We start from the raw sequence: 19,385 nt of genomic DNA on the forward strand, positions 1-19,385 counted from the left end.
CAACTTTGATTTTGATATGATTAAAAGATCGAGGAGTGATGAAGGTGACTTATCAATGGAACCAAAACGAAACGATCAATTTATTAAAAGAGTTAGTGGAAATTCCAAGTCCATCCGGCTATACCATGGACGTCATGGCAAAAATCCGAACGTTATTTGAACAATGGAATGTCGAGTACAAGACCACCCATAAAGGTGCGGTAATCGCGACGATCCAAGGAGAAAATAATCAGCAACATCGGTTGCTGACGGCGCATGTCGATACACTCGGTGCGATGGTGAAGGAAATCAAACCCAGTGGCCGCCTGAAGCTGTCATTGGTGGGCGGATTTAAATTCAATGCGATTGAAGGCGAAAATTGCCTGGTACATAAAGCGGACGGTTCAACCGTATCCGGAACGATCCTGCTGCATCAGACGACGGTCCATGTCTACAAGGACGCGGGATCAGCTGAGCGGAATGCAGACAACATGGAAGTGCGCTTGGATGAAAAAGCCTTTTCACAGGAGCAGGTCAGGAACCTTGGAATTGAAGTGGGAGATTTTGTTTCTTTCCAGCCAAGGTTTGAAGCGACTGCTTCTGGCTACATCAAATCCCGTCATTTGGATGACAAGGCAAGCACGGCTTTGCTGCTTCAATTGGTGAAACATTTCAGTGAAACGCAAGAAAAGCTGCCTTATACGACCCATTTTTATATTTCAAACAATGAAGAAATCGGCTACGGCGGAAATTCCAGCATTCCTGAAGAAACACAGGAGTATATTGCAGTTGATATGGGTGCTATTGGAGACGGACAGGAATCAGATGAATACACTGTATCGATCTGTGCGAAAGATTCAAGCGGCCCGTATCATTACGGATTGACCCGCCACTTGATTTCCTTGGCGAAAGAGCAGAGCATTGATTACAAAGTCGACATCTACCCTTATTATGGATCGGATGCATCGGCGGCCATCAGTGCCGGCCACGACGTGAAGCATGCTTTGTTCGGTCCTGGGATCGAAGCTTCCCATTCATATGAGCGCACCCATACAGATTCATTAAAAGCGGCGGCAGCATTGCTTCACGCATATGTCTTGTCACCATTGGTTTCATAAGAGTTAGGAGAGGATTTACATGAACAGCAAAGAATTACTTGCGGCAATCCCATATAAGCAGATTAAAGGTGAGTTGCCTGAAAAAATTAAGTATTTAACCATCGATTCACGGGATATCCAACCGGATTCCTTGTTCATTTGTATAGCAGGATATACGGTGGACGGCCATGATTTTGCACAACGGGCTGCCGACCAAGGGGCAACCGTGATTATTGCTGAAAAGCCATTGACGATCGATAATGCGACAGTGATCACAGTGGCCAGTACTTCGCGGATATTGGGGCTATTAGCCGCTAAGTTTTACGATTATCCCTCTAAGCTTTTGCATATGATCGGCGTCACTGGCACTAACGGCAAAACCAGTGTGGCAGGCATTCTGCATTCCATGTTGATGGAGCTGGGCGAAAAGTCAGCATTGACCGGGACAATCGGCTTCAATTTAAATGGCCAACTGCATCCATCAGCCAATACGACAAACGATGTCTTGACGACCCAGCAGATGATTGCACGCGCACGCGATGAAGATTGTTCACACATGACGATGGAAGTTTCTTCGCATGGATTGATACTCGGCCGATTGGCTGGCGTGGAATTCGACACGGCCATTTTCACCAACTTGACACATGATCACTTGGATTTCCACGGCACGATGGAAGCATACGGCCACGCCAAAGCGCTATTGTTTTCTCAGCTTGGCCAGGACCTTGCCAACCGGAAGCAGGCCATCTTAAATGCAGATGATCCATGGTCTTATGAAATCGCCAAAATGACACCGCATCCTGTCTATACATTCGGCATTAAGAACGAAGCGCAATTCCGGGCAACAGATATTGAATTGACGCATGAAGGGACCCGCTTCACTCTTGAATGTTCTGAAGGGAAGTTCCCGGTCCAGATGAAATTGCTGGGAGAGTTCAACGTTTCCAATGCGCTGGCAGCAATTGCTGCATTATACGCTGAAGGCTATAAGTTGGATGAAATCCTTAAAGCTTTGGCGGCAATTGCGCCTGTCGAAGGACGTATGCAGAAAGTGGAACTGGAAGCACCGATTTCAGTCTTCATTGATTATGCGCATACACCGGATGCCATCGAAAAAGCGATTGATGCTGTTCAAGACTTCAAAAAGAACCGCATCATCTTCCTGGTCGGAACCGGAGGCAACCGGGATAAGACAAAACGTCCTATTATGGCTGAAAAAGCATCGGTTGCCGATTATGTCGTCTTGACGACAGACGATCCTCGCGATGAGGCATATGACAGCATTTTGGGCGACTTGGAAACCGGTATGACGCACAGCAATTTTGCTTGCATCGGCGACAGAGAACAAGCTGTCCGCCATGCTGTGCAACAAGCTGAGCCAGGCGACATCATTATTTTTGCCGGCAAAGGACATGAAGATTACCAAATTATCGGCAATACCAAATATCCACATAGCGATAAAGAAATTGCGATACAGGAAGCAATGAAAAAGTTTCAATGAAAAAGGAGCCTCTTCAGGCTTCTTTTTTCTATGTACAGTAAAATTCCTTGTTTTTTTCAGTCGCGTTCTCTAATATGAAGAGAGTAGATTAAAGGAGCGTATAAACATGCCAGACCAATTAAAGAATGAAATTCAAAATAGAAGAACCTTCGCCATCATTTCCCACCCGGATGCCGGAAAAACGACTTTAACGGAAAAACTGCTGTTATTCGGCGGTGCGATCCGTGATGCAGGAACCGTTAAAGGAAAGAAAAGCGGCAAGTTCGCTACATCCGACTGGATGGAAATTGAAAAACAACGAGGGATTTCTGTAACATCTTCCGTGATGCAATTCGATTATGCCGGACACCGTGTCAATATTCTGGATACTCCTGGACACCAGGATTTCAGTGAAGATACGTATCGCACATTGATGGCCGTCGACAGTGCCGTCATGATCATCGATGTGGCCAAAGGGATTGAAGCCCAGACCGTCAAATTGTTCAAAGTCTGCAAAATGCGCGGTATTCCCATTTTCACCTTCATCAACAAAATGGACCGCCAAGGGAAAGAACCGCTCGAACTGATGGAAGAGCTGGAAGAAGTACTTGGTATCCAATCCTATGCGATGAACTGGCCGATCGGCATGGGGAAAGAATTCCTCGGGATTTATGATCGCTACAATAAGCGCATCGAGCCGTTCCGTTCTGAAGGAGAGCGTTTCCTGAAGCTGGATGAAGAAGGCAAATTGATGGAAGAACATGAAATGACCAAAACGTCTTATTACACTCAAGCGATGGAAGACATCGAATTACTGGATGAAGCGGGCAATGACTTTTCGATTGACCGAGTGAAAAAAGGTGAATTGACGCCAGTATTCTTCGGCAGTGCTTTAGGAAACTTCGGGGTGCAGACTTTCCTGGAAACGTATCTGCAGTTTGCCCCTTCACCACAGCCGCGTGAAACGCGAGATAACGAAGAAATCAATCCGGTCGATATGCCGTTTTCTGGATTTATCTTTAAAATCCAAGCCAATATGAATCCAGCTCACCGTGACCGTATCGCTTTCGTGCGCATCGTGTCCGGTAAATTCGAACGGGGAATGAACGTTACGCTGGCACGGACAGGAAAAAGCATCAAATTATCACAAACCACTCAATTCCTGGCGGATGATCGGGAAATGGTCAACGAAGCCGTTGCAGGAGACATTATCGGTCTTCACGATGTCGGGAATTACCAGATTGGGGATACCATTACGAGCGGCAAGAAGTTCCAATTCGAAAGCTTGCCACAGTTTACACCGGAACTGTTCATGAAAGTAACCGCCAAAAACGTCATGAAACAAAAGCATTTCCATAAAGGGATTCTTCAGCTTGTACAAGAAGGAGCCATTCAATATTACAAAACCCTTCACTTGGAGGAAGTTATTCTTGGGGCAGTCGGACAGCTTCAGTTCGAAGTGTTTGAACATCGGATGAAAAACGAATACAACGTGGATGTACGGATGGAACCGGTCGGTTCGAAAATCGCACGTTGGATCGAAAATGAAGAAGATGTTAAAGAATCGATGTCCAGTGGACGTTCGATGCTGGTTCGCGACCGTTTCGATAATTATGTTTTCTTATTCGAGAATGAGTTCGCAACACGTTGGTTCCAAGACAAAAATCCGGGAATTCGATTGTACAGCCTTCTGTAAAAATGAAACCTGCTTCGGCAGGTTTTTTTATTTTTATTGTTAAAAGTGGCAGATAAGTGAACACTATCTTTATAATTTGCGGTTGTAAGCGTTTTTTCTTATGATTAAGAAACACGGATAAGAGAGGGTTTGAAGAAATGAAACTAAGCGATTTTTCGATTAAAAGACCTGTTTTCACCTTAGTCATTATGTTTTTGATCATTATTCTGGGAGTGGTATCTTTTACCCGGATTCCAATTACTTTAATACCTGAACTTAATCCGCCGATTGGCGTGGTAGTGACTAATTACCCAGGGGCAAGCCCTACAGAAGTAAGTGAAAAAGTCACAAAGCCATTAGAGGCGAATTTATCGACTTTGCCAGGCATCAAATCAATTCAATCAAATAGCCAGGAAGGATCTAATTTTATCCTGTTGGAATTTGATTGGTCCACCAATATCGATGATGTCCAAACAGATATCATGCAGCGAATCGATCAAACGCCGATTCCAGACGATTCAAACGATCCGCGTTTTTTGAAGTTCGACCCTTCTCAATTCCCGATCCTTCAATTGTCTTTGCGTTCGAGCGATCCGGATGCTGATGTGCGAGTAGTTGCGGAAGAGCTGGAAACAGAGCTTCGCCAGACGGACGGCGTAGCCAGCGTCAACATTTCAGGTTCTTTAATAGAAGAAATTCAAATCGAATTGGATCAGGCAGAGCTTGAAGAACGAGGTCTGCAGCAATCGGATGTTGTCCAGCTGATTCAGGCAAACAATATTTCGTTGCCAGGAGAACCGATTGAAACTGAAGACGGCCGTAATTTGACTACACGCATCATCAGTACGTTGACCAGTGTTGAGGAAATACGTGACCTGATTTTAACTATTGATCCAATTGACGGCAACAATGTCACCATTGCGGATGTTGCTGAAGTGAATGTCAGCGAACGTGAGAGCAATAGTGAAACGCGCGCGAATGAAGAGCCGGCTGTCCTGTTGTCTGCTTTGCAGGAATCGCAGGCGAATACGGCGGAGGTATCAGATGCCTTCCAGGAAAGATTGGACGAATTGCTGAGTGAAGAGCGTTTTGAAGGCGTTCAGGCAGATGTACTGTTTGATCAGGGCGACTATGTCAAATTGGCCATTGGAAATATTGGCCAGACACTGATTCTGGGCGGAATATTTGCCATGCTGGTACTGTTCTTTTTCCTTCGTGGCATCAAGAGTCCAATTATTATTGGTGTCGCAATCCCGTACTCAGTTATCGTAACTTTTGTTTTAATGTTTTTTGCGGATTTTGCTTTGAACATTTTGACTCTGGGTGCGTTGGCTCTCGGAATTGGGATGTTAGTGGATAATGCCATTGTTGTGATCGAAAATATTGAACGGCATTTAGCGATGGGCAAGAACTCCAAAAAGGCTGCTTCTGAAGGCGCCAGAGAAGTTTCAGGTGCGATCATTGCTTCTACTCTGACGACAGTGGCAGTATTTATTCCAGTCATATTCATTTCAGGTTTGATTGGGGAAATTTTCTTTGAATTTGCTTTAACGATTTCTTTCAGTCTTTTTGCTTCTTTAGCTGTTGCGTTAACAGTCATTCCGATGATGGCTTCAAGAATGCTTGGGAAACCAGGCGATAAGCCGAAAGTACAAAAAGACACATCCAAAAGCGTCAAAGCATTCGAAGGTTCGGTTATTTGGGCTCTTCGCCATAGAATCATCGTACTGCTTACAGCGCTGGTCTTGTTGGTAGTTGGTGCTTTCGGAATTATGCAAGTTGGCACCGAATTTATTCCAGCAACGGATGAAGGTTTTGTCAGTGTCTCTGTTGAGCTGGAGAATGGTTCTTCCAGAACGGCGACCGACGAAGTCGTCAATCTGATAGAAGAAGAATTGAAAGATGAAGAGGATGTCGAAGTATACGTCAGTTTGATCGGCTCGACACAGCAAGGACAGGCCCAAGGTTCAGCAGAATCGAATACAGCTGAAATTTATGTGAAGCTGGTGGACTTGGCGGATCGTGACCGTTCTGTCTTTGAATTTGTGGATGAAGTGCAGCCGCGGGTTCTCGAGGCTGTAGGAGAACGGGCACTGGTCAACTTTAATCTGCAGACAGCTGCAGGTTCTTCACCGAATACATTGTCGTTTACAGTGACGGATACAGAACGGCCTCGCTTGGATGATGCAGTGGCTGATATTGAAGCTGCTTTACTGGATTTGCCGGAAATTACGGAGTTGACAAATGACCGTCAGGAAACCATCGATGAAATCCAGATGACCATCGACCGTGATGCCGCGACTGAATATGGATTGCCGCCGGCTCAAATCGCTCAATCCGTCAATAACATCACGCGTGGCGTTTTAGCTACACAAGTACTGACGGAAAATGATGAAGTGCTGAGTGTATATGTCGCTTTTGATGAAGAGGAAAGAAACAGCCTTGAAAAGCTGCGGACTTTATCCCTACGGACACCTTCAGGCGAATTTGTCGAGCTGCAGGAATTGGCTGATATTGAAGTTGCTCAAGGTCCGGTCAGCATTCAACGGGTGGATCAAGCAGACAGCGTAACTTTTACATTGCAACATCAATCGAGCATTACTTTAGGGGATATGTCCGATAAAGTGGATGCCGCCATTGAAGAATTGAATCTGGAAGAAAATACGATGATTTCGTTTGGTGGAGACCGGGAGCTGCTGGACAACTCCATCAATGACATGATGCTTGCTGTCGTGCTTGCCATTGTACTGGTCTACATTGTGATGGCTGCGCAATTTGAGTCCTTTAAGTACCCGCTGGTCATCATGTTCACTGTTCCACTCATGGCAATTGGTGTGGCAATTGCGCTCTTTGTCACACAAACGCCGATCAGTATAACAGCTGTTATCGGGATACTGGTTCTGGTAGGGATCGTGGTCAACAACGGGATTGTCCTGGTTGACTACATCAATCAACGCAAAGCGGCAGGCATGCAGTCTTACGAGGCTATCGTAACTTCTGTCCATGATCGCCGCCGTCCGATTCTAATGACTGCTTTGACCACCATTCTAGGGTTATTGCCTTTAGCTATCGGAATTGGTGAAGGAACTGAAATCAATCAGCCGATGGGAATTACGGTTATCGGGGGGCTTATCAGTTCAACTTTGCTGTCGCTCTACATCGTGCCAATCGTTTATAGCTTGTTTGACAGACAAACAAGAAGAATGAATAAAAAGTAAGCCTTCGGGTTTACTTTTTATTTTTAATGAAAATTATTGGAAAATTTAGTATGATTATTAAAAAAGGGGTATGAAGCTATGAATGAAGTGGTCTTTACAGGATTTCCAGGATTTATTGCCAGCCAGTTGATACAAAAGCATGCACAGCAAAACGAGGCGATTTCTGCCATTATTCTTCCATCCGAACGCAACAAAGCTGAAAAAGAAGCCAGCCGAATTGAAAAAGAAACACATTGTCGGCCGATCAAACTGATTGAAGGAGATATCACCCAACCCGATTTGGGAATTGCTGACGAGGATCAGGCATATTTAAAGGCGAAAGAAGTCACTTTCTGGCATCTTGCTGCTATTTATGATTTGGCGGTGCCGAGAGACCTGGCATGGAAAGTCAATGTGGAAGGAACACGCCAAGTCAACGAGTTCGTTGCTGAATTGCCACGTCTGAAGCGATATATCTACTTTAGTACGGCCTATGTGGCAGGAAATCGGGAAGGGACAATTTATGAAAATGAATTGCTCCGTCCAGAAGCTTTCAAAAACTTCTATGAAGAAACAAAATTTGAAGCGGAACTGCTGGTCGAAAAAATGAAGGATTTAATGCCGATTACCATTATCCGGCCAGGAATTGTGCGTGGCCATTCAGTTACAGGAGAAACCATTAAATTTGATGGCCCTTATTTTTTCCTGAATTTGATTGATCGGGTTAAGTTCCTTCCTGCTATTCCATTCGTTGGTCGTTCTAAATCCTATATTAATGTAGTACCGGTTGATTACATATTGGATGCCTCAATTTATTTAAGCAAGCTAGATGCGGCTTCGGGCCAAACTGTCCACCTGACAGATCCAAATCCACATCCGGTGGAAGAAGTTTATCGCGGAATGGTCCATTTGATGACAGGGAAAAATCCGAAAGGGCGTTTGCCGCATAAGCTGGCGGAAATATCTTTATCCATAGCACCCGTAAGAAAAGGGCTGGGCGTCGAAATTGAAACCTTGGATTACTTGACCTGGACCGCTGACTTCGACACCAAAAATGCAGAACTTCTGTTGAAAGGGAGCAGCATCAGATGTGCCGATTTTTTGGAAACAATGCCGGCAATGGTGGAGTTTTACAATATGCATAAAAATGACAAAAAGTTTCAGATCCCTATTCATTAAACTTTCCCTTGGTTTGAAAAGATGCTATACTGACATTACAACTTCATACACTTTGACTTTCAGTCAAGGGGGAGTAGCTATAGGGTAACCTATTTCACAGTCGTCAATACATGGTTAGTAGCCATCGGTTGTGATAGCAGATAATTTTGCTTAGCGAGACCTTTGCCTTTATTTAGGCAAGGGTCTTTTTTGTGGGCAAAAATAGGAGGAGAAAGCAGAATGGAAGCAATTTTATTGGAGTATGCCTGGGTCCTATTGGTACTAGTTGGACTTGAAGGGCTACTAGCTGCAGATAATGCAGTGGTAATGGCGGTAATGGTAAAACATTTACCGAAAGCGCAACAGAAAAAAGCGTTATTTTACGGATTGGTAGGAGCTTTTGTTTTCCGTTTTGCAGCGTTGTTCATGATTACGCTATTGGTTAATATCTGGCAGATTCAAGCACTTGGAGCGGCTTATCTATTGTTCATTTCGATTAAGAGCATATACGATCAGCGCAAGGGAGATACAGATGAAATCCTTGAAGGCGTTGATGGAAAACCTGAGAAAAAAGGTTCTGGTTTCTGGATGACGGTATTAAAAGTCGAATTAGCAGATATTGCTTTCGCAATCGATTCGATGTTGGCAGCGGTCGCTTTAGCTGTAACCTTGCCGCATTTGAATGTTTTGGGAATGGATGACATTGGCGGCATCAACTCAGGGCAATTTATGGTCATGCTTGCTGGTGGATTGATCGGCGTTATCATCATGCGATTTGCCGCACATAAATTCGTGCAATTGCTTGAAAAATATCCACAGCTTGAAACAGCCGCATTCGTTATTGTTGGATGGGTTGGAGTAAAGTTACTGGTTATGACACTCGCTCACGAAAATGTCGGTATTCTGCCGCATGATTTCCCGCACTCCACACCTTGGACACTGATCTTCTGGACGGTATTGATTGGTATTGTAGTGGTAGGTGGAATTCTCGGAGTCAGACAAGCTAAAGAACAAGAAGTTAAATAAATTTCAAGTTTATCAGAATAGAATACAAAAAAAAAGGTGTATTGAATCCAATTCAATACACCTTTTTCTATGATTTGGAAATCAGTAGACGAAAAAATGATTCACTACCGACAAAAGAAACGATTAAAAAGCGAATAATGGTAGGAACAGAAGAAACTGCCTCTTTCAAATTAGTTCCTTCAAAGCTACAATCGAGTAAGCAGTGACTTTGAAAAGAGGTGAATGAAGTGCTTTTGTCTACATTAAGCGGGATTTTTGGGCGCGACGAAAAAACTGATCTTGAAGCAATGGTGTTTCAAGCGCAGAACGGAAACGAACAGGCATTGCACGATTTACTTTTTTCTTATTCACCTTTTATGAAAAAAACGGCTTCTCAAGTGTGCAAACGGTTCATCGATGATCACGACGATGAGTACAGTGTCGCACTTTCCGCATTTAATGAAGCTGTACAAAAGTTTGATCAAACCAATAACGCTTCATTTCTGACATTCGCCCATATGGTCATCCGCAGGCGCATCATCGATTTTATACGCAAGGAGAGCCGGCGAGACGAATTCAGTCATGACTTCATGCCGGCAGCTGAACCGGAAACGCATAATAAGATAGCCGACCATGCGGCATCTCTTGCCTATGATACCAAACAGGAAAATCAGAAAAGACGTGAGGAAATTGCTTTATATGAAAACATACTCCAGCAATATGGCCTATCTTTCCAAGTTTTGGTGAAAGTGTCGCCATCTCATCAGGATGCACGCCTCACGGCTATCCAAATCGCGCAGTTGGTTGCTGAAACAGATGAATACAAACATTATTTATTGGAAAAGAAAAAATTGCCGATTAAGGAAATTGAAAAACTGGTTAAAGTGTCACGGAAAACGATTGAACGCAATCGGAAATACATAATGGCAATTGCGCTCTTACAGATGAGCGATTTATATTTCTTAAAAGATTATTTGAGGGGAAGGTTAATTTGATGCAGAGACAATCGGGAATATGTATTGAACTGAATCAAGACCGCTCAATTTTTCTGATGAAAGATGGACAGTTTGTAACCGGAACTCCTGTAGGCAAGACTTCTATCGGAGAAGAAGCCAAATTTTATCCTTTTGAAAAAAAATCGCTGATTCGTCGGCAGCCCATTATCGCCCCTGTGGCAGCGGCGATAGCTGCTTTGGCATTGTTTATGTCTGTGCTCGTGTCTCCGGCTGAGGAGGCCTTTGGTTACGTTCAAATACAAATCAATCCAGGCATCGAGCTGGGAGTCAACGAGCAGCATGAAGTCGTATCTATCCGTGAATTGAACAGCGATGGAGAAAAGCTGATTCATCAACTTGGCGACTGGAAAGACAGTTCCCTTCCTGAAATTTTAAACCGAATCATCGGTTTGGCTGTAACAGAAAAAACCGAAGACATCACTATCACGGCAGTAGAAGAGGAAGGCAAAGAGATTGGGGATTCCATCAAGAAAGTAGCAGCGGAAGTTTCGTCCGGCACAGACAACGAAAATATGGCCATTCATTTGAAGGCAGCCACTAAGAAACAATGGCGGCAGTCGAAAGAAAAGCATGTGCCCGTTGGAAAACTGATAGAAGAGTCGGAAACCCTGAAAAAAGAAAAACAGCCAGACGTCAAAAAGAAGGAACATGAGTCTGACAAGAAACCCATTCATAAAGAGGGTACAAACGGCAATAAACAAGGGAAATCGGATCAAAACAAGAAAACCGATAACAGGGAAATAGATGAAAGCAGCACTTCAAAAGATAAGAAACAGCCAAATGCAAAAAAGGCAACTCCCCCTGCAGTAGAGAAGAAAAGAGAAGTAAAGGAACATCAAAAAAATTCGAAGCAAAATAATGAGTCTGAAAAATCTTCCGCTCAACCGAAGAACATTCTTCCCGAAAAGAAACAGCAAAAAGTAAATCCACAGCCTAAAGCTGAACCGAAGCAAAAAGCTGAGCCAAAACCAGAACCAAAACCAGTACCAAAACCAGTACCAAAGCCTAAAGTTGTGCCGAAAGAAAAACCGGAACCTAAGCCGAAAGAAAAACACGAGCCTAAGCAAAAACCGAAAGAAAAAATTGAAAAACGCGGTCCGGAAAATAAAGGGCAAGGAAATAGCAAAGCTCCAGGCCAACAAAAGAAGAATCATTCTCCTGGCAACAGCGATAAACGACAAAACAATAAAGATACTCATGCTCCGCCTGGACAAAGCGAAAAGAATAATAAGAATCCCGATAAAAAACAAAAAAACACCCATGAGGCAAATGGCAAAGAAAACTCGGCAAAAGGAAAAGGCAAAGAAAATCAAGGAAAAGAGTAGAAGATTGACTTCTGCTCTTTTCATTTTTTCGGAACCCGGAATGCTGACTCGCTAGCTGTGTATTGAGACTAAAAACCTGGACTAAGTGCTTTTTGTCGATACTTTGCCCAATCACCACTTAGTACCTAAAAGCGGGACTTTCAATTGCAATCATTAGATTTTCGATTTCTCTTTCCTTTTGCCTATTCTTTTCATAGAATGGGGAGAGAGAAAAACGCTGAAGGGAATCAATGTCCTATGAATAAATCATTTCAAAAAGTACGGAATCTTACACCTGCACAGGCGATTGTTTCGTATTACTTTGTGGCAATTGCCATTTCCTTCTTATTATTGAGGTTACCGAATGTCCACAAACCAGGCATGACCATCCCAATGATTGATAGTCTTTTCACGGCAGTAAGTGCGGTGAGCGTAACAGGTTTAACGGCAATCAATGTAGTGGAGACCTATACAGTCTTTGGCATCATCGTATTAATGGTTATTTTGCAGTTAGGCGGTATTGGCATCATGTCCATCGGTACGTTTTTCTGGCTGCTGGTCGGTAAACGAATCGGCTTGCGGGAGCGCCAATTGATCATGGTTGACCATAACCAGTCGAGTATGGCTGGCGTAGTTAAATTGATTCGTGAAATAGTTAAAATCCTCCTTCTGATAGAAGCGGTGGGAGCACTCATTTTGACTATTTATTTTACGCAGTATTTCCCGACGTTCCAGGAAGCTTTGCTTCATGGTGTGTTTGGTGCTGTAACCGCAACGACGAACGGCGGTTTTGATATTACAGGAGAGTCATTGGTCCCTTACTTCAATGATTATTTTGTGCAGATCATCAATATGATCCTGATTATTTTGGGGGCCATCGGTTTTCCTGTACTGATTGAAATAAAAGAATTTTTGTCGAATAAAGAAAAACATTTCCGTTTCTCTCTTTTTACTAAAATTACCACAAGCATTTTTGCGATTTTATTGGCGGTTGGAGCAGCCGGCATCTTACTGCTCGAATCATTCCGGGCATTTAAAGGAATGAGTTGGCATGAAGCGGCATTTGCGGCGATGTTCCATTCGGTCTCCTCACGCTCTGGTGGAATGGTTACCGTCGACATCACCCAATTTAATGAAGCCACAAATGTCTTTATGAGTGCGCTGATGTTCATCGGAGCTTCACCGAGTTCGGCAGGAGGCGGAATACGGACTACCACTTTCGCCATCGCGTTTTTGTTCCTGATCAATTTTGCGAGAGGGAAAAACACCATCCAGATATTCAAGCGTGAAATTGAATTGATTGATGTTTTTCGTTCGTTCGCTGTTATTTTTCTGGCGGTTTTCATGGTGCTTGCTGCAACCATTACATTGCTCATCACGGAACCCCAGGCAACGCTCGTGGAAATCGTCTTTGAGATCACTTCGGCATTTGGAACCTGCGGCATGTCACTTGGCCTAACGGATGACCTGTCGGTGATCGGCAAAATCATCATCATGGCTTTGATGTTTGTGGGACGTGTCGGTTTGATATCCTTCCTCTTCACTATTGGCGGAAAAACCGATCCAACGAAATTTCATTATCCAAAAGAGCGTGTTATCATTGGCTAACTCCCAAAGGTGTTATTTTAGCGGAAAAAGACTATAATTAGTGTAATGCAGCTTAAACAGTAGAAAGAGTGAACCTAATGAATGAAGATATTAAACAATCGTTAAAATTATTTATTGTGCTGTCACGTGCGCACAAAGCCATATCGGAACAAACTAACCAGTTTTTCCAGGCGAGTGGGGTAAACCCGACAGAATTTGCTGTGCTTGAACTTTTATACCATAAAGGCAAGCAGCCGCTCCAGAAAATAGGCGGGAAAATTCTATTGGCGAGCGGTTCGATTACATACGTAATCGATAAGCTTGAAAAAAGAGGTTATATTAACCGTGTCAATTGTCCGAGCGACCGGCGCGTGACATATGCGGAGATATCTGAGCAAGGAAAAGAATTTATGGCTCAGGTTTTTCCGGAACACGAAAAGAAATTGCATGAATTGACGAACGTGCTGTCAAACGAAGAAAAAGAACAAGCCATCGAATTGATGAAAAAATTAGGCTTGTCGATCAAAGACCTGTCATATTGAGCACGTTAAAAGGCCATCCGGAATTTTCCGGATGGCCTTTTTGTGGACTTGCAGAACAATGGTTTATTGCGCTTTTGCTTTAATGGTTTTTCCCATAGCGAGAAATTCTTCAGTGGCGTTGACAGTGCTATCGTCAAAAATAGTTAAACGGACCAGCAAATCATCTTTTTCATAGACAAGTCCTGTCACGCTGCCTTCTGAACTTGGAACTTTCCATGCAGTCGACTGAGTATAGCCGGATCCGTCAAAATCCGTAACTTCAACAGCTTCCTCATCTGGGCTTACAGCCTGAAGAGTTTGGATCATGGTTTCTTCTGCAGTAGCGAAATCGGTTTCTTCGGGTGTGAATGTTTCAATTCGCATAAAGACAGCTGGATGATCCTTTACATAAAGAGAATCTTTTTTCGGCTCTTCTGCTGTCAGTTCATACCCTTCAAGGACGTGCATTTCAAAATTCTGTCCGTCACTCTGAGTCAGTGTTCCTTCAGGTTCGGCCGCATCAGTTGCCGGGGTACTGTCGTCCGTTTCTTCCTGAACGACTTCTTCTGCTGCATCCTCCGGTGTCGGTTCCGTTTCTTGATCTGTTGTATTCGTCGATCCACAAGCAGCTAACAATAATCCGGTGGTGAGAATGGATGACAGGATGAATAAATTCTTCTTCATAAAAAAACCTCCCTATCGGTTCGTCTAAGTAGACGTTCGACAAGAAGGAATGTTTCGTTTAAACAGGCAATGGCAACACCAGGAATAATAGGACAATCATGACCAGGTGAGCGATAATGATGACTGGCAGGCTCTTTTTCCATTCATAGAGCAGACCGAGAACCAAGCCGGCAGCAATTCCAGCCCAAACCCCAGGCCAAAAATTACCTAAGGCAAGTGCAGAACCGAACAGAATCGAACTGACGAGAATTGACCAGGAGGTGGAGAGGTATTGTTTCAGCTTTTGCTGAACGAGGCCTCTCCAAAAAATCTCTTCTCCGGGGACGATGATGAACATCAGCAGCAAGTAATGCCAAATTGAGAAGGGGGAGAAGTCGGACAGGAAAGATTTAACCGGTCCCGCAACATCGATGGGTGTCAGGAGAAGCAATTGTAAGCCAATAGCAATAAGCCCATACAGAAGTGTCCCGTACCCCAATCCGTAAATCAAGGATTTCCACGTAACAAGCTCATCATGGATTTTAACGAATATGATAGCGGCGGACATTAAAGTCAACATCGCAAATGTATACATATACCAGAAAATAGAAGTGTTTTCGAAAGCTAAGTTGTATAAAAAGAAAGCCAATGGCAGCATGAAAATCAAGGTATGCTGCTTGAAAAAATTAATCATGTAAATCCTCCTAAAAATCAAAGCCATGCTTAATTACACAAATGGTGGAATGGACAAAGATGTCCGGTTTGTATTGTTGCTGTATACTGTTTACTGGAACAGAGTTTTATAATCTGTCTGGAGATAGCCCGAAAAATGCCGGATATATACGATTTATATCATCCGTCTAGTATTATAACAGAAGGGGTTACTAAAACTATGGCAAAAGGAGAACAATTCATGACTGACTATAACCAGCTGCTTGAAGACTTGAAGAACGGTGAAATTGAATCGATCACTATTCAAAAGGAAGATTTTCTTGATTTCCGGACTGTGCTGATCGCACGTGAAGATTTTAAGCATTTCAGAGGCACAGCTTACCATCTTGGACTGACTGTCTATACTTATACAGAAGAACCCTCTAAGTGAGTTTTTTCCGCAGCAATCAAGTATTTTAAAGGAACAAAGCAGCCTAGCTATTCTTGAAAGCCATAAGGTTGATTAAATAAAAATAAAAAAAGGTAAATATTTTAAATGAATATGTTTAAAGTGTTGGTGGGAAGGGGATAGTATACTTGAACACAGCAACATTCTCATTTCCCCCTTTTGTGGTCGGTCCGTTATGCGGATCGGCTTCTTTTTTTTTGCAAAAAAACAGCTGTATCCGCTTTTCTATTGTCCAGCTGCAGCGGCCAACTCCTCGGGCTGCAAGCCACTCTGGCAATGCGGCTGAAAAAACGCCGCTTCGCCAGATCGTCTTACCCCTGTCGGAGGTCCACAGGATGTGGATCAGGTAACCGCTGCGACAGGAAGTCGCGTACTTAGGTTTCCTTCCTTAAACGGCCGCTTCCACTTTTCTATTGTCCAGCTACAGCGATCAGCTCCTCGGGGTCATAAGTCCCTCCGGCTATGCGGCTGAAGAGATGCCGCACAGCCGAAGTGCCTTATGCCTGTCGGACCTACCCGATCGCTTCCACTTTTCTTTAGTTTACGGAAGATTTTTGCTAAACTGAGAACATCAACAAAAGGAGGAACTACATATGAAGCTCGGATTTATTGGAACTGGTGTTATGGGCAATAGCCTGGTCAAACATTTATTGGATCACAAACATGAGGTCTCCATTTACACTCGAACAGCTAAAAAAGCCGAGAATCTAGTAGAAGCTGGAGCTGTTTTGCTGGCATCACCGCAGGAAGTAGCTGAAAAAAGCGAAGTTATTTTCACAATGGTCGGCTATCCCTCCGATGTGGAACAAGTTTATTTTGGGGAACAAGGATTGTTGAAAAACGCGAAAGCAGGAACCGTGCTTGTAGATATGACCACTTCCCAGCCTTTGTTGGCACAACGCATTTTCGAAGCCGCTGCTGCGAATGGGCTCCACGCATTGGATGCTCCGGTATCCGGCGGGGATATCGGTGCTAAAAATGGAGTATTGTCCATTATGGTCGGTGGTGAGAAAGAGATTTTCAAACAAATATCCCCGATACTGGATCTATTTGGTGAAAATATCGTCTTCCAAGGACCGGCGGGTTCTGGCCAGCATACCAAAATGTGCAACCAAATTACAATTGCCAGCAACATGATCGGCGTCTGCGAATCGCTTATCTATGCCAAAAAAGCAGGGCTTGATCCAGAACGTGTCTTGAGATCTATTTCTACAGGTGCAGCTGGCTCCTGGTCGTTGGCAAACTTGGCACCGAAAATGATCAATGAAGATTTTCGTCCCGGGTTCTACATCAAGCATTTCATCAAAGACATGAAAATCGCTGCAGAAGAAGCGGAGAATCTGGGATTGCAACTTCCTGGCCTCCGTTTGTCATTGAGTATGTATGAAGAATTGGCGGCTCAGGGCTATCAGGATAAAGGCACCCAAGCACTCATCAAGCATTATGAAGCATAAAAAAGCCGGAAACCTTTGGAGGTTTCCGGCTGATAACCGTCATCAATCAAAATAAGATTTTTTTGGTGAATAAAATCGATCAACTTGCCGAGGCTGATAGGATTTGGTGAAATTGGAAACGGTTGTTTCTTTTTTCTGTGGTTCCAATCCTGTCAATACGCGCAAGGTTTCCTTCGCCACTTTTAAATTCATCCGGCTTGGAGGATTGCGGTACGTATCGTCTAAATGGCCTAAATGCTCGAGTGAGGCGAAATCTTCCTTTTTCGGGAGCATATGAAAATAATAATTGCCACATTTTACGAGGACTGAAGATTGTTGTTGGCTTTTCTGGGGGTTTTTGCTGAAGTGCAAACCGATTTTTTGTGCGCGCTGCTGTTCAATCATCAAATTTAAAGCTTCTTTTTTCAAGGCATACAAGTATTGATTGTCAGGAGCAGTTTTTGCGTGCCGGTTTACAGTGAAAATGGCTTGTGCGATATCTGAATCTGATTTAGAAGAGGTCATGGACTCATTCCTTTCATCCGAAATTACGTGTGGTTCGACTTTATCATATCAAAATTTCCAAGCACTGTATACCGAAGGGCATGGTCAATAAAAGGGAAAAGCACGTCTTGCATCGAACTCTATTAATCAAGTCGAATTAAATAAATCCCGATTGAGTTTCAAAGGGCTTGTGACTATCATAAGAGGGACTCGTCAATTCGGCATATAAAGCATAATCAAAAGGGGGATGTTTGAATGTTCACGGACAAAACAATGATTGTTACAGGTGGGTCAAGCGGTATGGGATTGCACATGGCAAAAAAGTTCGCTTCGGAAGGGGCCAATGTCGTCATTACTGGACGGGATATGGAAAAACTGAACGAAGCTGTGAAAGCGATTACAGGAGAGCGGGGATCAGTCGAAGTTTTTCAAATGGATGTCCGTGAACCTGAGCACGCCAAAGCAATGGTCAAATTTGCACACGATAAGTTTGGGAGAGTGGATGGACTTGTAAACAATGCCGCCGGCAATTTTATTGTCCACGCAGAAAAGTTGTCGCCTAATGGGTGGAAATCGGTGATCGACATTGTCTTGAACGGAACTTTCTTTTGTTCCCATGCAGTCGGCAATTACTGGATTGAGAACGGCACAAAAGGAAATATCCTGAATATGCTTGCCACCTACGCCTGGAACGCTGGGGCGGGCGTAGCACATTCAGCTGCTGCAAAAGCAGGTGTCATGTCATTGACCCGCACATTGGCTGTAGAATGGGGTACGCAGTTTGGCATACGCGTCAATGGCATTGCGCCTGGACCGATCGAACGCACCGGCGGAGCCGATAAACTTTGGGAATCCGAAAAGGCGGCGAAACGGACAATAGAATCTATTCCTCTTGGCAGGCTCGGAAAACCGGAGGAAGTTGCAGAACTTGCAGCCTTTATCATGTCGGAAAAAGCGTCTTATATGAATGGAGAAATTGTTACTTTGGACGGGGGACAATGGCTGAATAAGTTTCCTTTTTAAGGGATTCTGCGCAGCAATTCAATAGTGTCCATAAACACGATGTGTTATGATAAAACCTGAATGGTCGGCATCCAATACAGGCGCAGCAAAAGGAGTAGAGCACATGATTTCATTACCAAGCAGAGATTTTCTAGATACACCAATCGAAGACTATATCATTTCTTCCGAGAAAGTTGCTCATGTACAGATGGGAAACAGTGCTGAACATGCATTGCTCGTACTCACCAAGACGGGCTATTCCGCAATTCCGGTTTTGGATTCAAAATACCGCTTTCGGGGTTTGATCAATGCACAACGGATTACTGATGCGATTCTTGGATTGGATCATATAGAATACGAACGGCTTCCAGACATCCGTGTGGAAGATATCATGGAAACAGATCTGCCCTTGATCCACGTCAATGAACGTTTTCAAAAAGCGCTTGATATGGTCATCAACCAGAACTTTCTTTGCGTAGTTGATAATGAAGGAATGTTCATGGGGATTTTGACGCGGCGTGTTGTATTGAAACAATTGAAAAAACAAATTTATCAGCTGAAGAATTGAATAAGGCAATAATGGAGAAGGTCTCGTTTTGAGGCCTTTTTTATGCTTAAAAAAGGATGGGATATTTCCCATACGA

Annotated in this window: 17 protein-coding genes; 14 read left to right on the top strand and 3 right to left on the bottom strand. The window is 43.7% G+C overall.

Annotated elements, in window-relative coordinates:
• Positions 1 to 38 precede the first annotated feature (38 nt).
• The 10 genes from QMA01_RS01630 to QMA01_RS01675 all read left to right on the top strand — a co-directional run bounded on the left by QMA01_RS01630 (position 39) and on the right by QMA01_RS01675 (position 14,040).
• Positions 39 to 1,097, top strand: coding sequence for a M42 family metallopeptidase (locus QMA01_RS01630; RefSeq protein WP_191713905.1), 1,059 nt, complete (start codon positions 39 to 41; stop codon positions 1,095 to 1,097).
• 19 nt (positions 1,098 to 1,116) lie between these two features.
• Positions 1,117 to 2,577, top strand: coding sequence for a UDP-N-acetylmuramoyl-L-alanyl-D-glutamate--2,6-diaminopimelate ligase (locus QMA01_RS01635; RefSeq protein WP_191713906.1), 1,461 nt, complete (start codon positions 1,117 to 1,119; stop codon positions 2,575 to 2,577).
• A 106-nt stretch (positions 2,578 to 2,683) separates the two neighbouring features.
• Positions 2,684 to 4,252, top strand: a complete 1,569-nt coding sequence (locus QMA01_RS01640) for a peptide chain release factor 3 (protein WP_191713907.1) — start codon at positions 2,684 to 2,686, stop codon at positions 4,250 to 4,252.
• A 137-nt stretch (positions 4,253 to 4,389) separates the two neighbouring features.
• The gene (locus QMA01_RS01645) at positions 4,390 to 7,449 is read left to right on the top strand and encodes an efflux RND transporter permease subunit (RefSeq protein ID WP_191713908.1); all 3,060 of its coding nucleotides are present in this window, start codon (positions 4,390 to 4,392) and stop codon (positions 7,447 to 7,449) included.
• Positions 7,450 to 7,527: 78 nt separating this feature from the next.
• Complete coding sequence (locus QMA01_RS01650; protein ID WP_290214178.1) at positions 7,528 to 8,607, top strand: SDR family oxidoreductase; 1,080 nt, start codon at positions 7,528 to 7,530, stop codon at positions 8,605 to 8,607.
• Between the two features lie 219 nt (positions 8,608 to 8,826).
• A complete protein-coding gene (locus tag QMA01_RS01655; RefSeq protein ID WP_191713910.1) occupies positions 8,827 to 9,612 on the top strand; it encodes a TerC family protein in 786 nt (261 codons plus the stop codon).
• A gap of 227 nt (positions 9,613 to 9,839) precedes the next feature.
• Entirely contained in the window at positions 9,840 to 10,586 is a 747-nt protein-coding gene (sigI, locus tag QMA01_RS01660; protein ID WP_191713911.1) for an RNA polymerase sigma-I factor, read from the top strand.
• A complete protein-coding gene (locus QMA01_RS01665) occupies positions 10,586 to 11,932 on the top strand; it encodes an anti-sigma-I factor RsgI family protein (protein WP_290214179.1) in 1,347 nt (448 codons plus the stop codon). The genes sigI and QMA01_RS01665 overlap by 1 nt, the downstream gene beginning before the upstream one ends.
• A gap of 237 nt (positions 11,933 to 12,169) precedes the next feature.
• Positions 12,170 to 13,519, top strand: coding sequence for a TrkH family potassium uptake protein (locus QMA01_RS01670; protein WP_290214180.1), 1,350 nt, complete (start codon positions 12,170 to 12,172; stop codon positions 13,517 to 13,519).
• 77 nt (positions 13,520 to 13,596) lie between these two features.
• Positions 13,597 to 14,040, top strand: coding sequence for a MarR family winged helix-turn-helix transcriptional regulator (locus tag QMA01_RS01675; RefSeq protein WP_191713914.1), 444 nt, complete (start codon positions 13,597 to 13,599; stop codon positions 14,038 to 14,040).
• A 63-nt stretch (positions 14,041 to 14,103) separates the two neighbouring features.
• On the opposite strand, the gene QMA01_RS01680 is transcribed toward QMA01_RS01675, so the two are convergent.
• The gene (locus QMA01_RS01680) at positions 14,104 to 14,703 is read right to left on the bottom strand and encodes a hypothetical protein (protein ID WP_191713915.1); all 600 of its coding nucleotides are present in this window, start codon (positions 14,701 to 14,703) and stop codon (positions 14,104 to 14,106) included.
• A 58-nt stretch (positions 14,704 to 14,761) separates the two neighbouring features.
• On the bottom strand, positions 14,762 to 15,376 hold the full coding sequence (locus QMA01_RS01685; RefSeq protein ID WP_290214181.1) for a CPBP family intramembrane glutamic endopeptidase: 615 nt from the start codon (positions 15,374 to 15,376) through the stop codon (positions 14,762 to 14,764).
• 219 nt (positions 15,377 to 15,595) lie between these two features.
• Here QMA01_RS01685 and QMA01_RS01690 point away from each other — a divergent pair, with 219 nt between their 5' ends.
• Together QMA01_RS01690 and QMA01_RS01695 are read left to right on the top strand one after the other, a co-directional pair.
• Complete coding sequence (locus QMA01_RS01690) at positions 15,596 to 15,784, top strand: hypothetical protein (protein ID WP_191714488.1); 189 nt, start codon at positions 15,596 to 15,598, stop codon at positions 15,782 to 15,784.
• A 611-nt stretch (positions 15,785 to 16,395) separates the two neighbouring features.
• Positions 16,396 to 17,256 carry an NAD(P)-dependent oxidoreductase gene (locus tag QMA01_RS01695; protein ID WP_191713917.1) on the top strand — a complete coding sequence of 287 codons (861 nt, stop codon included), beginning with the start codon at positions 16,396 to 16,398 and terminating at the stop codon, positions 17,254 to 17,256.
• A gap of 42 nt (positions 17,257 to 17,298) precedes the next feature.
• Here QMA01_RS01695 and QMA01_RS01700 read toward each other — a convergent pair whose 3' ends face one another.
• Positions 17,299 to 17,760, bottom strand: a complete 462-nt coding sequence (locus tag QMA01_RS01700) for a YkyB family protein (protein WP_191713918.1) — start codon at positions 17,758 to 17,760, stop codon at positions 17,299 to 17,301.
• A gap of 234 nt (positions 17,761 to 17,994) precedes the next feature.
• Here QMA01_RS01700 and fadH point away from each other — a divergent pair, with 234 nt between their 5' ends.
• Positions 17,995 to 18,762: a 2,4-dienoyl-CoA reductase gene (fadH, locus tag QMA01_RS01705; protein WP_191713919.1), complete on the top strand. Its 768-nt coding sequence runs from the start codon at positions 17,995 to 17,997 to the stop codon at positions 18,760 to 18,762.
• Positions 18,763 to 18,865: 103 nt separating this feature from the next.
• Positions 18,866 to 19,309, top strand: a complete 444-nt coding sequence (cbpB, locus tag QMA01_RS01710) for a cyclic-di-AMP-binding protein CbpB (protein WP_191713920.1) — start codon at positions 18,866 to 18,868, stop codon at positions 19,307 to 19,309.
• The last annotated feature ends 76 nt before the right edge of the window (positions 19,310 to 19,385 follow it).

The sequence above is a fragment of the Planococcus notacanthi genome, from assembly GCF_030407825.1.
GTDB lineage: Bacteria > Bacillota > Bacilli > Bacillales_A > Planococcaceae > Planococcus > Planococcus notacanthi.